The 17,185-nt window shown below is 59.4% G+C and carries 21 protein-coding genes and 1 pseudogene; 18 read left to right on the top strand and 4 right to left on the bottom strand.

Annotated features, from left to right (window positions below; translation table 11 throughout):
- Window positions 1-322: 322 nt before the first annotated feature.
- Window positions 323-769 carry a DUF2231 domain-containing protein gene (locus tag K290_RS0102615; protein ID WP_028750421.1) on the top strand — a complete coding sequence of 149 codons (447 nt, stop codon included), beginning with the start codon at window positions 323-325 and terminating at the stop codon, window positions 767-769.
- Window positions 769-2,115 (top strand): PQQ-dependent sugar dehydrogenase, encoded by a 1,347-nt coding sequence (locus tag K290_RS0102610; protein WP_051263925.1) that lies wholly within the window; start codon window positions 769-771, stop codon window positions 2,113-2,115. The genes K290_RS0102615 and K290_RS0102610 overlap by 1 nt, the downstream gene beginning before the upstream one ends.
- A gap of 300 nt (window positions 2,116-2,415) precedes the next feature.
- On the opposite strand, the gene K290_RS33745 is transcribed toward K290_RS0102610, so the two are convergent.
- On the bottom strand, window positions 2,416-2,826 hold the full coding sequence (locus K290_RS33745; RefSeq protein ID WP_037134671.1) for a DUF4174 domain-containing protein: 411 nt from the start codon (window positions 2,824-2,826) through the stop codon (window positions 2,416-2,418).
- Window positions 2,827-2,931: 105 nt separating this feature from the next.
- Window positions 2,932-3,165 (bottom strand): hypothetical protein, encoded by a 234-nt coding sequence (locus K290_RS0102600; RefSeq protein WP_028750419.1) that lies wholly within the window; start codon window positions 3,163-3,165, stop codon window positions 2,932-2,934.
- 188 nt (window positions 3,166-3,353) lie between these two features.
- Here K290_RS0102600 and K290_RS0102595 point away from each other — a divergent pair, with 188 nt between their 5' ends.
- From K290_RS0102595 to K290_RS0102560, 7 genes and pseudogenes are all read left to right on the top strand, one after another.
- A complete protein-coding gene (locus K290_RS0102595; protein ID WP_028750418.1) occupies window positions 3,354-3,617 on the top strand; it encodes a hypothetical protein in 264 nt (87 codons plus the stop codon).
- A gap of 620 nt (window positions 3,618-4,237) precedes the next feature.
- Window positions 4,238-4,462: a hypothetical protein gene (locus K290_RS0102585; RefSeq protein WP_028750416.1), complete on the top strand. Its 225-nt coding sequence runs from the start codon at window positions 4,238-4,240 to the stop codon at window positions 4,460-4,462.
- A 33-nt stretch (window positions 4,463-4,495) separates the two neighbouring features.
- Complete coding sequence (locus K290_RS0102580) at window positions 4,496-4,960, top strand: YbhB/YbcL family Raf kinase inhibitor-like protein (RefSeq protein WP_028750415.1); 465 nt, start codon at window positions 4,496-4,498, stop codon at window positions 4,958-4,960.
- 15 nt (window positions 4,961-4,975) lie between these two features.
- Window positions 4,976-5,308 (top strand): four-helix bundle copper-binding protein, encoded by a 333-nt coding sequence (locus K290_RS0102575; protein WP_028750414.1) that lies wholly within the window; start codon window positions 4,976-4,978, stop codon window positions 5,306-5,308.
- Window positions 5,309-5,343: 35 nt separating this feature from the next.
- Window positions 5,344-5,514 (top strand): hypothetical protein, encoded by a 171-nt coding sequence (locus tag K290_RS37805; protein ID WP_172830998.1) that lies wholly within the window; start codon window positions 5,344-5,346, stop codon window positions 5,512-5,514.
- A 35-nt stretch (window positions 5,515-5,549) separates the two neighbouring features.
- Window positions 5,550-5,767: pseudogene (locus K290_RS33740) on the top strand (hypothetical protein).
- Between the two features lie 184 nt (window positions 5,768-5,951).
- The gene (locus tag K290_RS0102560; RefSeq protein ID WP_028750413.1) at window positions 5,952-6,140 is read left to right on the top strand and encodes a DUF3008 family protein; all 189 of its coding nucleotides are present in this window, start codon (window positions 5,952-5,954) and stop codon (window positions 6,138-6,140) included.
- A gap of 140 nt (window positions 6,141-6,280) precedes the next feature.
- Here K290_RS0102560 and K290_RS0102555 read toward each other — a convergent pair whose 3' ends face one another.
- Window positions 6,281-7,309 carry a DNA topoisomerase IB gene (locus tag K290_RS0102555; protein WP_028750412.1) on the bottom strand — a complete coding sequence of 343 codons (1,029 nt, stop codon included), beginning with the start codon at window positions 7,307-7,309 and terminating at the stop codon, window positions 6,281-6,283.
- A gap of 151 nt (window positions 7,310-7,460) precedes the next feature.
- Complete coding sequence (locus tag K290_RS0102550) at window positions 7,461-7,664, bottom strand: hypothetical protein (protein WP_028750411.1); 204 nt, start codon at window positions 7,662-7,664, stop codon at window positions 7,461-7,463.
- 227 nt (window positions 7,665-7,891) lie between these two features.
- Between K290_RS0102550 and K290_RS0102545 the strand changes: the two genes are divergently transcribed.
- Genes K290_RS0102545 through coxB form a run of 9 tightly spaced genes read left to right on the top strand, consistent with a single transcriptional unit; the run spans window position 7,892 to window position 17,139 of the window.
- Window positions 7,892-8,560 (top strand): cytochrome c3 family protein, encoded by a 669-nt coding sequence (locus K290_RS0102545; protein ID WP_028750410.1) that lies wholly within the window; start codon window positions 7,892-7,894, stop codon window positions 8,558-8,560.
- Window positions 8,561-8,564: 4 nt separating this feature from the next.
- The gene (locus tag K290_RS0102540; RefSeq protein ID WP_028750409.1) at window positions 8,565-11,516 is read left to right on the top strand and encodes a 4Fe-4S dicluster domain-containing protein; all 2,952 of its coding nucleotides are present in this window, start codon (window positions 8,565-8,567) and stop codon (window positions 11,514-11,516) included.
- Complete coding sequence (nrfD, locus tag K290_RS0102535) at window positions 11,513-12,850, top strand: NrfD/PsrC family molybdoenzyme membrane anchor subunit (protein WP_028750408.1); 1,338 nt, start codon at window positions 11,513-11,515, stop codon at window positions 12,848-12,850. Before K290_RS0102540 ends, nrfD begins: the two co-directional genes overlap by 4 nt.
- Window positions 12,843-13,403: a DUF3341 domain-containing protein gene (locus tag K290_RS0102530; RefSeq protein ID WP_028750407.1), complete on the top strand. Its 561-nt coding sequence runs from the start codon at window positions 12,843-12,845 to the stop codon at window positions 13,401-13,403. Before nrfD ends, K290_RS0102530 begins: the two co-directional genes overlap by 8 nt.
- The gene (locus tag K290_RS0102525) at window positions 13,400-13,933 is read left to right on the top strand and encodes a c-type cytochrome (protein WP_028750406.1); all 534 of its coding nucleotides are present in this window, start codon (window positions 13,400-13,402) and stop codon (window positions 13,931-13,933) included. The genes K290_RS0102530 and K290_RS0102525 overlap by 4 nt, the downstream gene beginning before the upstream one ends.
- Window positions 13,930-14,991 carry a hypothetical protein gene (locus tag K290_RS33735; RefSeq protein ID WP_037134668.1) on the top strand — a complete coding sequence of 354 codons (1,062 nt, stop codon included), beginning with the start codon at window positions 13,930-13,932 and terminating at the stop codon, window positions 14,989-14,991. Before K290_RS0102525 ends, K290_RS33735 begins: the two co-directional genes overlap by 4 nt.
- Window positions 14,988-15,386 carry a hypothetical protein gene (locus tag K290_RS35825; RefSeq protein ID WP_051263924.1) on the top strand — a complete coding sequence of 133 codons (399 nt, stop codon included), beginning with the start codon at window positions 14,988-14,990 and terminating at the stop codon, window positions 15,384-15,386. The genes K290_RS33735 and K290_RS35825 overlap by 4 nt, the downstream gene beginning before the upstream one ends.
- Complete coding sequence (locus tag K290_RS0102510) at window positions 15,383-16,201, top strand: SCO family protein (RefSeq protein WP_028750405.1); 819 nt, start codon at window positions 15,383-15,385, stop codon at window positions 16,199-16,201. Before K290_RS35825 ends, K290_RS0102510 begins: the two co-directional genes overlap by 4 nt.
- Window positions 16,198-17,139, top strand: a complete 942-nt coding sequence (coxB, locus tag K290_RS0102505) for a cytochrome c oxidase subunit II (RefSeq protein ID WP_028750404.1) — start codon at window positions 16,198-16,200, stop codon at window positions 17,137-17,139. Before K290_RS0102510 ends, coxB begins: the two co-directional genes overlap by 4 nt.
- Window positions 17,140-17,185: the final 46 nt, after the last annotated feature.

Raw genomic sequence — 17,185 nt, 5'->3', positions numbered from 1 at the left:
GCGGAGACCAAAAATTCCGTTTCGCCAGCGGCCATCGCCTTCCCTTTCCCCATCGACACCTCCCGGAAGGTACAGGTCGCAACAGACCCTCCTACCATCTGCTAGCCATAGCAAAATTCATTGCCGCCCGGTAGTCCAACGCGGCCCATCGTCCGGCGCCGGACATAAGGCTGCGTGTCTTCGATGCATCCTGCAATCGGCTGCTGATCCCCCTTTCGGCAATCGCAATCGCCTGATTTGCAGATCGATAAGACAAGAGCAGGGAACAACGGGTTTTCGCAGATGTTCGATACACGTTTCAATTAGCATTAGGCAAAACTAAATGACCAATCAAGCCCTTCGCCCGACGGCGCGGATCGCCACACACCCAATTCATCCCATGCTTGTGCCTTTTCCGATCGCGTGCTTTGTCGGCACGCTCATAACGGACTTGGCCTATTGGCAAACGGCCGAGATGATGTGGGCAAATTTCTCTGCTTGGCTGTTGACGGCAGGCTTATTGATGGGCCTGCTCGCAGCCATTGCCGGGCTGATCGATTTTCTTGGCAACCGGCTCGTTCGCGCTCTGTGGCCTGCTTGGGCGCACCTGCTGGGCAATGCCCTCGTTCTGATCCTGTCCTTCTTCAACGCCCTGGTGCATAGCCGCGACGCCTGGACCTCCGTCGTTCCTACAGGTCTCATCCTTTCCGCCGTGGTGGTGCTGATCATCCTGTTCACCGGCTGGATGGGATGGTCGATGGTCTATCGTCACCATGTGGGAGTCGACTGATGTTCAATAATCCGACGAATGCGAGGGCGCACTTCAAGGGAGTGGGACTCGTATGTGGCACGATATTGGTCCTTTCCGGCTGCAGCCGTGACGAGCCGGACCCGAGCGGCCAGATCGGGCCAAATCCGACGCTTCCCGCGCAAACTCAATATCTGATCCCTCCCATGCATGTCGCCTCCGTAATCGGGTGGAAGAACGGCGAGAAGCCGACGGTCGCGAAAGGCCTGCAAATCCAGGCGTTTGCAACGGATCTTAGACATCCACGTTCGGCTTATCTGTTGCCGAACGGGGACGTGCTTGCGGTCGAGTCGATTGCGCCACCCGCCGCTTCCATCACACGTCCGAAGGACCTCATCATGGGCTGGATTGAAGCGATGGCGACCTCTGGAGGGAGCGGCGATGAAGGAAGCAACCGCATCACGCTGCTGCGGGATGCCGACGGCGATGGCGTCGCGGAGGTCAAGAGCGTTTTCCTCGACCATCTCAATTCGCCCTTCGGCGTCGCACTCGTCGGCAACGATCTCTACGTCGCGGACACGGACGCCATCATGCGCTATCCCTACAAGCCGGGAGAGACGAGCATCACCGAACCGGGCACGAAACTCATCGATCTCCCCGGCGGTCCCATTGACCATCACTGGACCAAGAGCCTTCTTGCCAGCCCGGATGGATCGCTGCTTTTCGTCGGCGTCGGATCCAACAGCAACATTACGGAAAACGGTATTCAGGCTGAAAAAGACCGCGCCGCGATCTGGGAAGTTGATCGGGCGACGGGGCATTCGCGTATTTTTGCGGACGGCCTCAGGAACCCGAACGGCCTAAGCTGGGAGCCGCAGACGCATGCGCTGTGGACGGTCGTCAACGAACGCGACGAATTGGGCCCCAATCTGGTGCCGGATTATATGACCTCCGTGAAGGAGGGTGGATTCTATGGCTGGCCCTATAGCTACTATGGTCAGAACGTCGATCCGCGCGTCATACCGCAGCGACCCGATCTAGTCGCCAAGGCGATCGTGCCCGACTATGCGCTGAGCTCGCATGTGGCGCCCCTCGGCCTGGCATTCTATACCGGCACCAATCTGCCCGAGACCTATCGCGGCGGCGCATTCGTCGGAGAGCACGGAAGCTGGAACCGCTATAATTTCAATGGGTATAAGGTGATCTTCGTGCCGTTTCGCGACGGTCGTCCCAACGGCATGCCACAGGACATCGTCACCGGCTTTTTAAACGCCGATAACGAAGCACGCGGCCGGCCGGTGGGGCTGGCGGTCGATAAAGCCGGCGCGCTGCTGGTTGCCGACGATGTTGGCAATACGGTTTGGCGCGTTACCGCGGCGGCTCAGTAAACTTTTAGATCATGGGGCCGGGCGCAAGTCGGTGAATGGGACGGTCACGCGACCGGCGCATTAGCATCACGTTCCTGCGAACTCGCCCTGGGGTTAGCAAAAACCGCCCGATTTTCTCCTTTTGTTCGGGAACCTTCAGGGCTGCCGTGGGTTCGAAAGCTGGATCGCGTGGAACTTGTCCCTTCTGCTAATGCCCCATCGCCATCTGCGCGGTCCACCTCTCCCTTCAAAACTCGCCATCGAAAGGCACGACGTGAATCGGAAGCGTTTCCGCCCGATGCTGCCTTTCGCCGTTTCGAACTATGGCATCAATGGCGGGACCTTATCGAGGACGTCCAGAATGACGCTTGTCGGCAGGGGAGCATAGGATCTGAGCTTGGTCGAGCCATCCAGTCCGACCAATACCATTTCGAATTCGTCGTCCGAAGGACCTTGCAGATCGCGGCGGATATCGTCGGCATCGAGTTCGTATGGCTCCTCGAAGAGCTGAAAGACTCCACCGCCGGCGACCCTCAGCACGGTTACGTCCCGATCGGTCAGGTTCTTTTCATGATGTAGAAGCTCCTCCTCCTGCCTGATAGGCCGGTCGTCATTGGAGCCTTCGAAAATCACTAGTACGTTGCACTTGTTTCGAAACGATACGAGGCTGGGACACGGATCGTCCAATTTGCCGTCGACGCCACTGAATTCTTTAAACAGGGACCTGAGCATCGAAATTCTCCTTGTAGAAGTGCAACGCAGCATTGCTGAGTGATAATCAAGCCGTTCGGCGTCAGAAATATAAATCCACCAGCAGTTCCTCTTGTTCCCGCTGGCTCACGCCTCGCAGAAAATCTGTCCCTGAAGGTTGAGGCTGCCTCGCATGCGCGCAATGCGCCGCTCAGCATCGGCTATGTCATAAGCCCAAAAGCTGATGCTGAAGATCCGGCCATCGAACTCGTACTCGGCGAGAAAGCGAAACATGTACCGCCCGAAATCATCGACGGTGCGAAACTCGGCCTCCGGATTGCCCTCATCCCGCCAAGCTTTCGAAAACTTGATAACGGTCATTACCGAACTCCTGTTCTATCCAGCTTATTCGACCAAACCCATCAGGGCGCCGTTTGTTGCCTGTCGAGGCAACGGAGCGCATGACGCAGCGATTTTGGCTGCATGGATCGCAATCACAATGTCGAAGCTCGGGAACAAAGGCGCGCCTGTCGGCTTAGACAGGTAGTCATGACAAAGAGGAGGCTAAGATGAGCGCATCTCAAACGACAACGGATCACGGCAAAATCCGCGACTGGGTGAAGGCCAGGAATGGTCGCCCAGCCAGGGTCAAGGGTGCGAAGAAGGGCGGCATTTTGCGGATTGATTTCGGCAAGCCCGAAGAAACGCTCGAAGAAATTAGCTGGGAAGAGTTTTTCCGGATATTCGACGAGAACGATCTGGCCTTTCTCTATCAGGAGAAAACGGAAAGCGGCGACACCAGCCGGTTCACAAAATTCGTCAACCGCCAATGAAGGGCGCTGTCGACCCCCGCCGGCGCGGCCGTACGAATAAATGATGCGTGCGTTACTCGCCGCGGCCTCAGCCGCGGCGAGTAATATTCGAGGGTTGGGAGGATTTGTTCGTCTATTGGGCTTTGTACAGCATAATTGAACCGCTCAGTAGCCATTCAGCAAGAACAAGCAGTGAAACGATAACTATTCCAAACACGATGAGATATCCTGCCCGGCGCTTCTTACTTCTTTCCGCCGGACTGTCGGACTGCGATACTATCGGATCTCTCCGGTGGCCTTTGTAATCATCGTCAAATTTCTGCATGTTGTTCTATCTCACTGATGCAAACGCAACTCAGGCCAAAGCGGAATGTTCCGCGGCGCGACGGAAATATCTGTTTTATGCCATCGAAATTGGCGGAGGCATCCCATCCTCACGAACCATCGGACGATACGAACCGTCCGTTGTCATGGCCGATGCTAGCCCGAGTGAATGCCCCTCCTGCGGAATTCCAGGGGAACAATGGGAAGGCGCGGGGGTTCGACTATGAATTCAAGCGCAGGACGCGTCCATGGCGATCAGTCGCGCACCGGCTCGTTTGCAGCTTGAGAATGCGTCCACGTCGAGAAGGGAGAACAACATGACGGGCAAGAAAACTCACGAACAGCAACTCCGCATCATCGAAAAACGCGAGAAAACGGCAAACGCCAACAAGGAATTCGATGCGGCCGCAGATCTGCACCGGAACGAGCAGGCGAGGAAAGCCTATCGAAAGGGCGGCGATCTGAAAGCCACTCCCGACGCTGGGGGCGAGGATAGGAACATGGTCCGAGGGCTCAATCAGCAAAGCGGCCACGGCAAATGAAGCGGTCATTCCTGATAGCAAAAGGAGAATGTCATGGCTTTGACATTGATCAGCAAAGCCTTCGCGCAGGATCAGGCGATCCCGAAGAAATATGCGCGAGCGGGCGAGAACCTCTTTCCGCCGCTTGCCTGGAGCGGCGCTCCCGATAGCACCAAGAGCTTTGCTCTGGTTGTAGAGGATCCGGATGCCCCGAGCGGCACCTTTCGCCACTGCGGTATCGCCAACATCCCGGCGCAGTGGACCGACCTACCCGAAAGCGCCGAAACCGCACCGGATCGTGCGCCCCGGTTTTACAAGAACGATTTCGGCAATGCGCGCTACGACGGTCCGCAACCCCCGCGCGGCGATCGCCCTCATCACTACATTTTCCGCCTTGCCGCCCTCGACGTTCCGAGACTTTCGATCCCGGATGCCGCCGGCATAAATGCGATGTGGGCGGAGGCGAAAAAGCACGTGCTCGCGGAAGCGAGCGTCACAGGCACGTACCAGACGCAATAGCCGAAGGAGACGACAATGCATTTGGATAGCAAGATACAGCAATGTGTCGAAAACTGCCTGCGCTGCTACAGCGTTTGTCTGTCCACGGCCCTGAATCACTGCCTGGAGGTCGGCGGCGAACATACCAAGCCGCAGCATTTCCGGCTGATGATGGCGTGCGCGGAGATATGCCGTACGTCGGCACATTTCATGCTGATCGGTTCGAGGCACCATCCGCATGTTTGCCGCGAATGCGCGGAAATCTGCAGCGAATGCGCTGCCGATTGCGAACGGATCGGCGATATGGGCGAGTGCGTGGACGCATGCCGCAAGTGCGCCGAGACCTGCCGGCAGATGGCGGCCGCGTAAGATCGCGGCCTCGCGGGGGCACGCGTGAGGCGGACATGAATGACGACGAGAAGATTGACCAAAAGCGAGCGGAACCGCCGACATTTGCGGCTGAGGATGTCCGCCAGGGCGAGATCATCCTAAAGCGCCGCTGGCAGCGGCCGGTTTTCATCGGCGGACTGGTGGCATTGGTCCTTGTGATCTTGCTGCTGCGATTTGCCGGTTAAGCAGAAATTTCGAACGGCCTTGAAGGAGAAAGATGATGGCACATGCAGGGAAGAAACACATCGGACGCGGAGCGCAGGGCAAAGGCGATGCCTCAGGCGCGCGCTCGACGCTTGATGATTCTCGTGTCGGGGAAATGCGGTGCTTTCCAATAGAGACAAAGCGCAGCACTCGAAGGAGAGGGGCCTCGACAGCAAGAATGTGCAGACCGAACAATATCACGACCATGCCGGTAACCGCCGCATCGAGCCCTAGAGAATTTATCCGGTTCCGGTGATGCCACGTGATGGCAGGATCTCTCTCGAGCAATTCCAGGAAAAGTGCGTAGCGGTTTTCCGTTTGGGATTGCGTAAAAACAACAAGCTAGAGCGGTTCAACGATTCCGTGAAGCGCTGAACGGCTCTAGTGCCGGAAGACTATCAACCGAAGGAGGTCCATGATGCCTGCAAAATCGAAGTCTCAACAGAAGGCCGCCGGCGCGGCGCTTGCCGCCAAGCGCGGCGAAAAGAAAAAGAGCGAATTGAAAGGCGCTTCCAAGAGTATGGTCGATTCCATGAGCGAGAAGGAACTTCAAGACATGGCGTCTACCAAACGGAAGGGAAAACCGGAACACGCCTCGAAATCCTGAGCCGGACGGTGCCTTGATGGCGCCGCGGCTGGGCCTTGATTGATTTGCAGGAGCGTAGACGGCAAGCTGACGGGTGTCTCCAGGAAGTGATGGCTACCGCCACCGGTTCGCGCATGCATGCTACATAGGACAGATCGAAGTCACTCCAGTTCTTCCAGCCACCGCAGAACTGTCACCTCGTCTTCATCCAGCCATTTCAGAATGCTGGACCCCTTCCGCACTTTCGTCTTCGCGATTTTCGCCAGGCTGCCGTTTTCGAAATCTTCGAACACGCGCGGATGGATGTAGGATCCTCGACAGACGGCCCGCGTGTTCACCAGTTTCGCGGCCACCGTGTCGACGATTTCGTTTATCTGCCTTGCCCGCGCTGTGGCGCTGTTGGCGGGCTCTATGACGGCGAGTGCCGAAGCTGCCATTCGCGTGGCACCCCAGATCCGGAATTGCCGTGAGCTGAAGTCACCTCCTGCGGCCTCGCGAATATAGGCATTGACGTCTTGCGAACGGATCGCGTGGAGGGCACCGTTCTCGTCGAGATATTGGAACAGATGCTGGCCGGGCAGTTCCTGCAGCATTCGTATGGCGCGGATGATGCGACGGTCGGTATAGCTCAACCGCCATTCCCTACCGGATTTTCCCTTGAAGCGAAATTGGAGGCGCGATCCCACGAGTTTGACATGCCGGCTGCGCAATGTCGTCAGGCCATAGGAACCGTTTTCCATCGCATAGGCCTCATTGCCGATGCGGATGAACAGCTTGTCCATCAGCCAGACGACCGTGGCAAGCGCCTTTGCCAATCCGGGCTTCCTGCGGCGAAGATCCATATCGATCCGCTTGCGAATTTCGGGCAGCGCCCTTGCGAACTCCACAAGCTGCGCGAATTTTTCCCGGTCGCGCTCCGCCGTCCAATTTGGATGGTAGCGATACTGCTTCCGCCCCCGCGCATCACGACCGACGGCTTGCAAGTGCGATCTTGGTTCGGGGGAAATAATGACGTCGGTATAGGCGGGAGGAATGGCGAGTGCGGAAAAGCGCTCAAGTTCGGCTTCATCGTAGATCCGGTTTCCGCTCTCGTCGTAGTAGAGAAAGCCTTTCCGGCCTTTCTTGCGGGTTATGCCGCTCTCCAATATGGCGAGATAAACGATTTCCGACTCGTCTCCAATCTCGTGCATGGGGGGCGGTGGGGCTTTCGAAATGGTTGCCTCTGACGGCATCGGGTCAGCAACGACCGGCGACTGTCCCTGTGCGAGCTTGGCTCCGGAGCATACGGCGCCGGTATCGCTGCCGACGTTGCCTGGTTCCTGTCCTGATTGCAGGCCGCTTTCAGTCATCGCCTTTTTGCTTCAGTGCGTCGGAAACCTTGCGCTTGCGCGGATGATTGATGTTCTCGTTATTGGCGTCCCGTGCTGCTTCTCCGCCATCCTTGGCCGGAAGATAACCGGCGGGCTTGGAGCCGGCCGGGCCTTCCCATCTGGGGGACTGATCGGTAGTTCCAGGCGCTCCGTCACGTGGTTGCTGATGTTTCATCGCTGGTCTCCTTCGGAACATGGCCTTTGGCATTCGCCCACAGCCGGGAAGATGAGCAGCGCTTCATGATCCCGACGTGGTGAATGTAACCCTCGGCCGGAACACATTGTTCCATTGGTTGATGAAGGCAGGTGCGTGCGGCGGATCGAACCTGCAGGCGGCGAGGCTGGAACTTTCATTCTGACTCTACGTTTGACCCCGTTACACGGGCAACTTAGGGGAATTCGGTGGCGCAGATTTTCACGGCTTCTGCAGATACCAGACTGCGCGCCTTCCTGCTCGCCGCCGCCATCCTCATATTTCTTCTGATCCTGTTTGTGGGCGGCTATGCCAGCTCAAGCTATGGAACTCTGATCGGCTGGGTGCAGGATCAGCCTGTTCCCTTCAGTCACCAGCATCACGTCGGCGGTCTCGGCATCGACTGTCGTTATTGCCACACGTCGGTCGAAACGAGCGCATATGCCGGCCTGCCGGCAACCCACATCTGCATGAGCTGTCATTCGCAGATATGGACCGGAGCTCCCATGCTGGCGGCGGTCAGGCACAGTCTGGCGGCGAACGTTCCGCTGCGGTGGAACCGTGTGTCACGGCTGCCGGACTATGTCTATTTCAACCATTCGATCCACATTACCCGTGGCGTTCCCTGCGTGACCTGCCACGGTCGCGTCGATCAGATGCCGCTAATGTCGCGTGCACGACCCTTTCAGATGCAGTGGTGTCTGAACTGCCATCGAGACCCCGCGCCAAACCTGCGCCCGCCTGACCAGGTGACGCGGATGGACTGGTCCGATTGGGACGCTCATCCCGCACAACACAAGGATTTTGGCGCGCTCGTGGTGAAAGCCTACGGCATCGAGCCGGCCAAGCTCACTCAATGCAACATCTGTCACAGGTGATTTGATGACCAACCGCCCGTCCTCCGAGGAAGCAATCCGCAAGCGGCTCGCCGGCAAGACGGGGCGGCATTTCCAGAGGGTTTTGAAAGAACTCTCCGACACGGAGCCTTTCAAACGATATGCAAGGGAGCAGTTTCCGGCACTTCATAGCCGCCCGATCAACCTCGATCGCCGTTCGCTGCTGAAGGTCATGGGGGCTTCGCTGGCCCTTGCCGGCCTGCCGGCCTGTAAGGGCGAAGAGGACGAAACCGCGTTGCCCTATGTCGAGGCTCCCGACGGCATGACGGTGGGCGTGGCGAAATGGTATGCAACATCAGTCACTTTTGCCGGCTATGCGCAGCCGGTCCTCGGCAAGACGTTTACCGGCCGCCCTGTCAAACTAGAAGGCAATCCGGACCATCCAGCATCGAAGGGTGCAACGGACGCCTTCACGCAGGCAGCTCTTCTCGGCCTTTACGATCCGGGCCGTTCGCAAACTCCGCTTCACCTCGGCAAGCCGGTGGATTGGAGCGCCTTCGATGCGGAGATGGCCGCGAATGCGAACGCTTTGGACAAGCTGCAGGGAGAAGGCTTTCGCCTGCTGACTGGTCCTTTGAGCTCACCGACGCTGCTTCGGCAGATAGGCGCGATGATGCAGCGTTGGCCAAAAGCGCGCTGGCACGTCTGCGATCCGGTCTCGGATGCGCTTCGGCTCGCCGCGACCGCCCTAGTGTTCGGCCGGCCATTGGTCATGCATCCGGCCTTCGATGCCGCCGAAACGATCGTAAGCCTTGATGACGACTTTCTTGGCCCCGGTCCGCGCCAGACGCTCAACGCGCGTCTCTTTGGTGATCGCCGCCGATTGCGGCAGGCGCGGCAAGGCCAATCCCGCCTTTTCGTCGCCGAACCCACTCCGTCGACGACCGGCTCCGTCGCGGACATGCGGCTTGCCGCATCCGTCTCCGCGATGGATCGTCTGCTTCGGGCGCTTGGCGGCCGGATCGGCTTGGATGGTCTCGGCAATGTCGAACTCTCTGACAAGGAACGTCGATGGATCGACGCCGCCTCGGATGCGCTCAAAGCCTCGCAGCATACCGCATTGCTTCTGGTCGGCGCGCATCACGACAAGAATACCCAGTCGCTCGGATTGCTGCTGAATGAAAAGCTCGGAAGCCTCGGCACCACCCTGCGCTTCTCCGATCCGTTCACCACCACGCCGCCCGACGGTCCGCAATCGCTCGAGGCGCTTGCGGCAGATATGCAGGCGGGCAAAGTCTCGACGCTCGCGATCGTCGGCATCGATCCGGCCTATATGGCGCCGGCCGATCTCGATTTCCGCAAAGCCTTGCGAAAGGTGGGGCTCAGCATCCATGCGGCGCAGCATGCCGATGAGACTGCCTCCTTCTGCCAATGGCATGTCCCGCTTCAGCACGATCTCGAAAGTTGGAGCGATGCGCGCGCGGTCGACGGCACGATAAGCCTCATTCAACCGCTGGTCCGGCCGTTCTATGACGTGCGTTCGGCGCACGTAGTGTTGGAAAACTTGATGGGACACGCCGCAGTGGACCTGGATGTCGTGCGGCAGACCTGGAAAACGGCATGGGGAACCGATTTCGACAGTCGCTGGCGCGACAGCCTCAACCAAGGTTTCGTGGAGGGCAGCGCACCGCCGCTGATCGTGCCGACGGTTACCAGCCGACAAATTCCCCCGTCTGCCATCGATGCCGCCGAGGCTCTGACGCTGGTCATCCGCCCCGATGCTGGCATTTGGGACGGTACTCTTTCCGAAAACGCCTGGGCGCAGGAGACACCCCGACCGCTGACCAAAATCACCTGGGGCAATGTCATTCTCCTCAGTCCACAGCTTGCGGCTGAGAAGGGGCTGACGAATGGTGACGAGGTTCGGCTGGCGGTAGATGCCGTTTCGATAACCGGCCCGGTGTGGATCATGCCGGGTCAGGAAACGCAGACGCTGACAGTCACGCTTGGTTACGGCCGGAAACTGAAGGACTCGATCGCCGCAAATCTCGGTTACGACGCTTACCTGCTGCGGCGATCGAATGAACTGTGGCACAGGAGCAATGTCAGAATCGAGCCGACGGGCAAGACGCTGACGGTCGCGACGACGCAAGTGAACCAGGCAATGGACGGTTTCGATTTCGTCCGCAGCGTGGATGTCGGCGAGCTCGAGCCGCAATCGCAGAGGAGCGACAAGGAGGAGCAGCCCTCGTTCTATCCGGACAAGCCAAAGTCCGACCCTTCCTGGGGAATGTCGATCGACCTCGACCTTTGCATCGGCTGCAACGCCTGTGTCACCGCCTGTCAGGCTGAAAACAACATTCCGGTCGTCGGTAAGGACCTGATCGCCGAGGGCCGGCAAATGCATTGGATTCGCATCGATCACTATTACGAAGGCGATGTCACGGAGCCGAAATCCTATTTCGAGCCGGTTCCTTGCATGCATTGCGAGCAGGCACCTTGCGAAATGGGCTGCCCGGTCAACGCCGCCGTCCACAGCATCGACGGGCTGAACCTGCAGGTCTACAACCGTTGCATCGGCACACGCACCTGTTCGTCCTATTGCCCCTACAAGGTCCGCCGCTTCAACTGGTTCGACTACACCGGAAACGATGCGGAATCCGTCAAGGCCATGCGCAATCCGGACGTGACCGTGCGAAGCCGCGGCGTCATGGAGAAATGCACATACTGCGTGCAGCGCATCGCCGAAGCCCGCATCACTGCCGATAAGGAGGGCCGGCCGATCCGCGATGGCGAGATCGTCACTGCCTGCCAGCAAGCCTGTCCAACGCAGGCAATTGTTTTTGGCAACGTCGCCAATCCCAGTTCCGCCGTCAGCCGCCGCAAGGCTGAATCGCGTGATTATACGTTGCTTGAGGAGGCCAATACGCGGCCGCGGACCACCTATCTTGCCCGCATCGAGGATAAGAGCATCCTCCGGAAGGAGGCCACAGGATGAGCGATGTAACGGCAGGTCGCAACGAGGCGGCCACAGCGAAGATCACCCGGATCCCACTGAAATATCCAGCCCCCCGGGCATGGTGGGCCTGTTTTTTGGTGTCGCTGCTGCTGCTCATAAGCTTCGTCGTTTCGTCGGCGGTTCTGCTCATCTACGGGGTGGGCGTCTGGGGCGAAAACATTCCTGTCAATTGGGGTTTGGCGATCGCCAACTACATCTGGTTTCTCGGCATCGGACACGCCGGGACGCTGATCTCGGCATTGCTTCTGCTTCTAAGCGCGCACTGGCGCAACTCACTGAACCGCTTCGCCGAGGCGATGACGCTCTTTGCCGTTGTCTGCGCAGGCCTATACCCGATCCTGCATCTCGGACGTCCCTGGTTCTTTTATTGGATCGCGCCCTATCCGAATACTATGACGATCTCGCCGCAATTCAAAAGTCCCTTGAGCTGGGATTTTTTCGCGGTGCTGACCTATCTCACCGTCTCGATTCTCTTCTGGTATATCGGCATCGTCCCCGATCTTGCCACCGTCCGCGATCGGGCAAAAAAACGCTGGCAGCAGGTGTTCTACGGCCTCGCAGCGCTTGGCTGGCGCGGCTCGGCCAGGCATTGGGCACGCTGGAACCAGTCCTATCGACTGACCGCCGCCATAGCGGTGCCTCTGGTGGTTTCGGTTCACTCGGAGGTTTCGCTGCTCTTTGCCGCTGGTCCGATACCTGGTTGGACCTCGACGGTCTTCCCGCCATATTTCGTGCTGGGCGCGGCCTTTTCCGGCTTTGCCGTCGTGGCGATGATTGCCGTGACGCTGCGCCATGCGCTGGGGCTTGGCGATCTCGTCACCGAGCGCCATCTCGACCTGCTCGGATGCTTCGTGCTGGCAACGGGATTGATGACGGCCTACGGCTATGTGACGGAGGTCTTCGACAGCCTCTATGGCGGCGATCGGCAGGACGTCGGTACGATGATGGATCGGCTGACCGGCATCTACGCCTATAGCTATTGGGGCGCGGTCATCCTCAATTTCGTGCCGCTGCAGCTTTTATGGTTTGGCGCCGTTCGCCGCCAGCCGGTCATTCTGTTTCTGATCGGCCTTTCGGTCACCGTCGGCATGTGGTTCGAGCGCTATATGCTGCTGACGACGTCGCTCTATCGCGATTATCTCGTCTCCTCCTGGGGCGTCTACCATCCAAGCATTTGGGAGTGGGGCCTTTTTGCCGGCATGCTCGGCGTTTTCTTCACACCCTTCCTGTTGTTCGTGCGCTTCCTGCCGGTCATTTCGGCCTTCGAAGTCAAAGAGGCGCTCAGGGAAACGGGGGATTTGAGCCATGCATGAACCCAGCCCGGAAAGTGCAGTTTTCGGCCTCGTCGCCGAATTCGACAGACCAGAACGGCTGGTGGAAGGCGTCAAGCGCGCACGTAAGGCCGGCTTTCGTGCCTTGGACGCCTATTCGCCCTATCCGGTGCAGGAACTGACCGACGTGCTGGATCTTAAAGAAAACATCGTGCCGTGGCTGACTTTTGCCGGTGGGATCGTCGGTGCCGCCATCGCCTATGGCCTGCAGGTCTACACCAATTATGCCTATCAGATCATTATCGGCGCGCGCCCGCTTTATGCCTGGCAATCCTTCATGCTGATCACCTTCGAGCTGACCGTGCTTTTCGCCGTGCTGTTTGCGGTCTTCGGCATGCTTCTGCTGAACCGCCTACCACGCCTCCATCATCCGCTTTTCGATGTCGACGCGTTTCATTTGGCGAGCTCGGACAAGTTCTTTCTCGTGCTTTTCAGCAACGATGCGCGGTTCCATTTGAAACGCACGCGGGCTTTTCTGGAAGGCCTCGATCCGGTGCGCGTCGAAACCGTAGAGCATACGGAGCAGCCGGAATGAGAAGCGCACCGCTCTATCTCGTACCCGTTCTGCTGCTCGCAGCCTGCGACGACATGAACCACCAGCCGCGCTACGATTCCTATGAAAAGAGTTCGCTCTTTGCCGACGGCAAGTCGCTGCAGGCGCCGCCGCAAGGGACGGTGGGACGCGACGATGCCGAAGCAGACGCAGCTCTTGCCAATCGCCCGACGATGACGGCCGATTTGCTGCGGCGTGGACAGGAACGCTTCGGCATCTATTGCACGCCCTGCCACGACACCGATGGCGATGGCAACGGCACGGTGCCGGCGCGTGGCTTTCCGCATCCGCCGAGTTTCCATGTCGACCGGCTGCGCAATGCTCCTTCGCGCTATTTCGTCGACGTCATAACCAACGGCCATGGCGTGATGTATTCCTATGCCGACAGGGTTCCTCCGGCCGATCGCTGGGCGATCGCAGCCTATATCCGTGCGTTGCAATTCAGCCGGAACGCTCCCGTCGCCACTCTGCCGCCGGAAGATCGAGCACGGTTGGAAGGGGCGGGATCATGAGCCGCGTCGAAGCTCTGCCGAGCAACATGCTTGCCATAAGCGGTGTCGTGTTTTGCCTGACGGCGCTGGCGATGACGCTGTTCTCGCCCCAAGCGGCGCTGATCGGCTGGCTGGCGGCCCTTGTCTTCATGAGCGCATTGCCGCTCGGCGCCCTCTGCCTGACGATGATGATGCGCATTATCCCCGGTATCTGGCGTGACGAGTTGCTGACCGTCGCCGAGCCGGCGCTGCTGCTGTTGCCGCTCGCTCTCCTTGCCACGCTCCCGATCATGATCGGTCTTCCCTGGATCTACGAATGGGCGCGAGGGGCTCCGCTTGGAGCTTTCAAGAAGGTCTATCTGACGCCGTTCTTCTTCGATGCTCGCACCCTGGCGATGCTTTCGGGGGCCTGCTGGCTGGCATGGGCGCTGGTTACGAGACCGCGACGTTCCCTGCCGCTGGCCGCGATCGGCCTCATAGCCTTCGTGCTTTTGCACGAGCTCTTGTCGGTCGACTGGTTGATGTCGCTCGATCCGCAATTCCATTCTTCCGGCTTCGGCCTCTACATACTGGCGAGCCAGATGCTGACGGCGCTATCGCTGCTGATCGTGCTGCGGCTATCGGCCGCTCCGGTAAGGCGGCCTGGCGTGCTAGGTGGCCTCCTGCTGACCGCGATCCTCGTCTGGGTCTATCTCGCCTTTATGCAGTATTTCATCATCTGGTCCGGCAATCTTCCTAAGGGGGTTGCCTGGTATCAGCGGCGGGGCGAGGGCATTTGGGCCATCGCCGAATACCTGATCACGCTGCTGCACCTTCTGCCGCTGTTGCTGCTGTTTTTCCCGCCTGTCCGCACATCTCCGGCATGGCTGATCACGCTGTCGCTTGCTGTGCTTGCCGGCGCACTGTTGGAATATGCTTGGCTAACGATGCCTGAGTTGACGGAGCATCTTGGGCCTGCGATTTCGGCCTATCTCCTGTCGCTGACCGGCTTCACGCAGATTGGCTTGGCGGTCCTTTCCCGTTCGACGGTTCTGCTTGCGCGATTGAGGCCGAGCTATAAGGCGGAGGTCTCGCAATGAGCCCGATCTTTCGCAGACGGCGTCAACCGCCGAAGACAGAGCCGGATTACGAGACGCGCGATGTCTCGCCGCGCATCGTCCTGCTGTGGACTTCCGCGCTCTTCATTGGGGTGGGGCTTTCGGTCCTGGTTGCCTTCGGCATTCTTCGCTGGGTCGAGCCTTCGGTACGGTTCGCTCTTGGGAGCTCTCAAACCCAGGAACGAAACGGTCCTCGTCTTGAGGTTTCTCCCTCTGCCGATCGCTATGCGCTGCAGCGCGAGGCCGAGAGCCGGTTGCAGGGCTATGGCTGGACCGACAGGGCAACGCAGACGGCACACATTCCGATCGAGCGCGCCATGGCGCTTCTCGCCGCCCGCGGCTGGCCGGATCAGGACAAAGGGGAGGCGGCCAAATGATGATGCGCCACTTTCTTCTGTTCGTGTTCGCGCTGCTGGGATTTACCGGCAGTCAGGCCGCGGCGGCAGCCTTCGATCCGTTTGCCGCCACCGGCATCGAACAAAAGTTGGACGCGAAAATCCCGCTCGACCGGCCTTTCACGGATGAGCAAGGTCATCGTGTGACGCTGCGCGGGCTTGCCGGCGGCAAGCCGATGCTGCTGGCCCCAGTCCTGCACAATTGCCCGAATATCTGCGGGGTGACCTTGTCGGGCCTCATGGAGGCGGTGGAGGAGCAGCCGTTTCGGCCGCCGGGCGATTTCGCCATCATTGCCTTTGGGATCGATCCCCGCGAAGGGCCTGCTGAGGCGCAAAACTCTCTCGATCAATTGCGCCGCCGCTTTCCCTCGCTGACCGCCCGGGGTGTGCATGCGCTGACCGGCACGGCGTCCGATATCCATGCCGTGACGAACGCGCTCGGCTATCGCTATGCCTGGGACCCCGATATCGGCCAATATGCGCATGACGCCGCCGTCGCGGTCCTGACGCCGGATGGACGATTGAGCCGCTGGCTCTACGGACTTGCGCCTGAGGGTAATGATCTGAAGCTGGCGCTGACGGAGGCGGGGCAGGGGCAGATCGGAAGTTGGGGCGATCAGCTCCTGTTGCTTTGCTACCATTATGATCCGGCCATCGGGCGCTATTCCCCGCTTGTTCACACGGCCCTGCAGATGGCAGGCGGGGTGACGGTGCTGGGCGGCGGCGGGCTGTTGGCATTCGCCCTATTACGCGAGAGACGCCGCGAAAAGCCACCGGTTCGGGGGAGGAGAAATTGACTTTCATCTCCCTTTGGCCCCCGAGCATTTCCGGTTACAGCCACCAGGTGGATTTGCTGGTGATCGCCTTCACGGTCCTGATCGTCGCCCTTTCGGCCCCGGTCTTCATCCTGATCGCCGTCTTTGCGGTCAAGTACCGCCGCGGCAGGCCGGCGGACCGGAAGCATTCTCCGAACCGCAACATCCCGCTCGAAGTCTCCTGGTCCGTCGTTCCGTTCGTCGCGTTGCTGGGCTTCTATGTTTGGTCGACCGAGCTGTTCGCAAGCCTTCGTCATGCTCCGGCCGATGCCCTGCAGATCGACGTCGTTGCCAAGCAATGGATGTGGAAGTTCCAGCATCCGCAGGGGCAAGCGGAAATCAATGAGCTTCACGTGCCGGCAGGAGAACCGGTCAAGCTTACGATGGCTTCCCAGGACGTCATCCATAGCCTCTTCCTTCCCGCCTTGCGTATCAAGCAGGACGTGGTGCCCGGCCGCTACACGACGAGTTGGTTCACTGCCGACAAGCCTGGGGTCTACCGCATCGCCTGCTCGCAATATTGCGGCAGCAACCATTCCGAAATGACGGGCAGCTTCGTCGTCATGACGCCGGCGGATTATGCCAAATGGCTGAGCCAATCCTCCAACGATCTCACGCTTGCGGCGGAAGGAGCGGCACTTTTCCGCAGCCGCGGTTGCAGCGGCTGCCATGATCCCGCATCGACCACCCGCGCACCCTCGCTCGTTGGACTTTATGGCAATCCGGTGCCGCTGCAGTCCGGCGAGGTCGTGATCGCCGACGACCAATATATCCGCGACAGCATCCTTCTGCCGCAGTCGCAGGTCGCTGCAGGATATCAGCCGATCATGCCGACATTCCAGAATGTACTCAGCGAAGAGGATGTCCTGAAGATCGTCGCCTATATCAAATCGTTGCAGCCGCGGGAGGCGACCCAGTGACGATCACCACGGAACAGCGCCCGAACCCCGCCAATCTCGACGACCG

Source organism: Rhizobium leucaenae USDA 9039, assembly GCF_000426285.1.
Taxonomy (GTDB): domain Bacteria; phylum Pseudomonadota; class Alphaproteobacteria; order Rhizobiales; family Rhizobiaceae; genus Rhizobium; species Rhizobium leucaenae.
The sequence above is the reverse complement of the archived record's forward strand: the minus strand, read 5'-3'. Positions and strand labels throughout refer to the sequence as shown.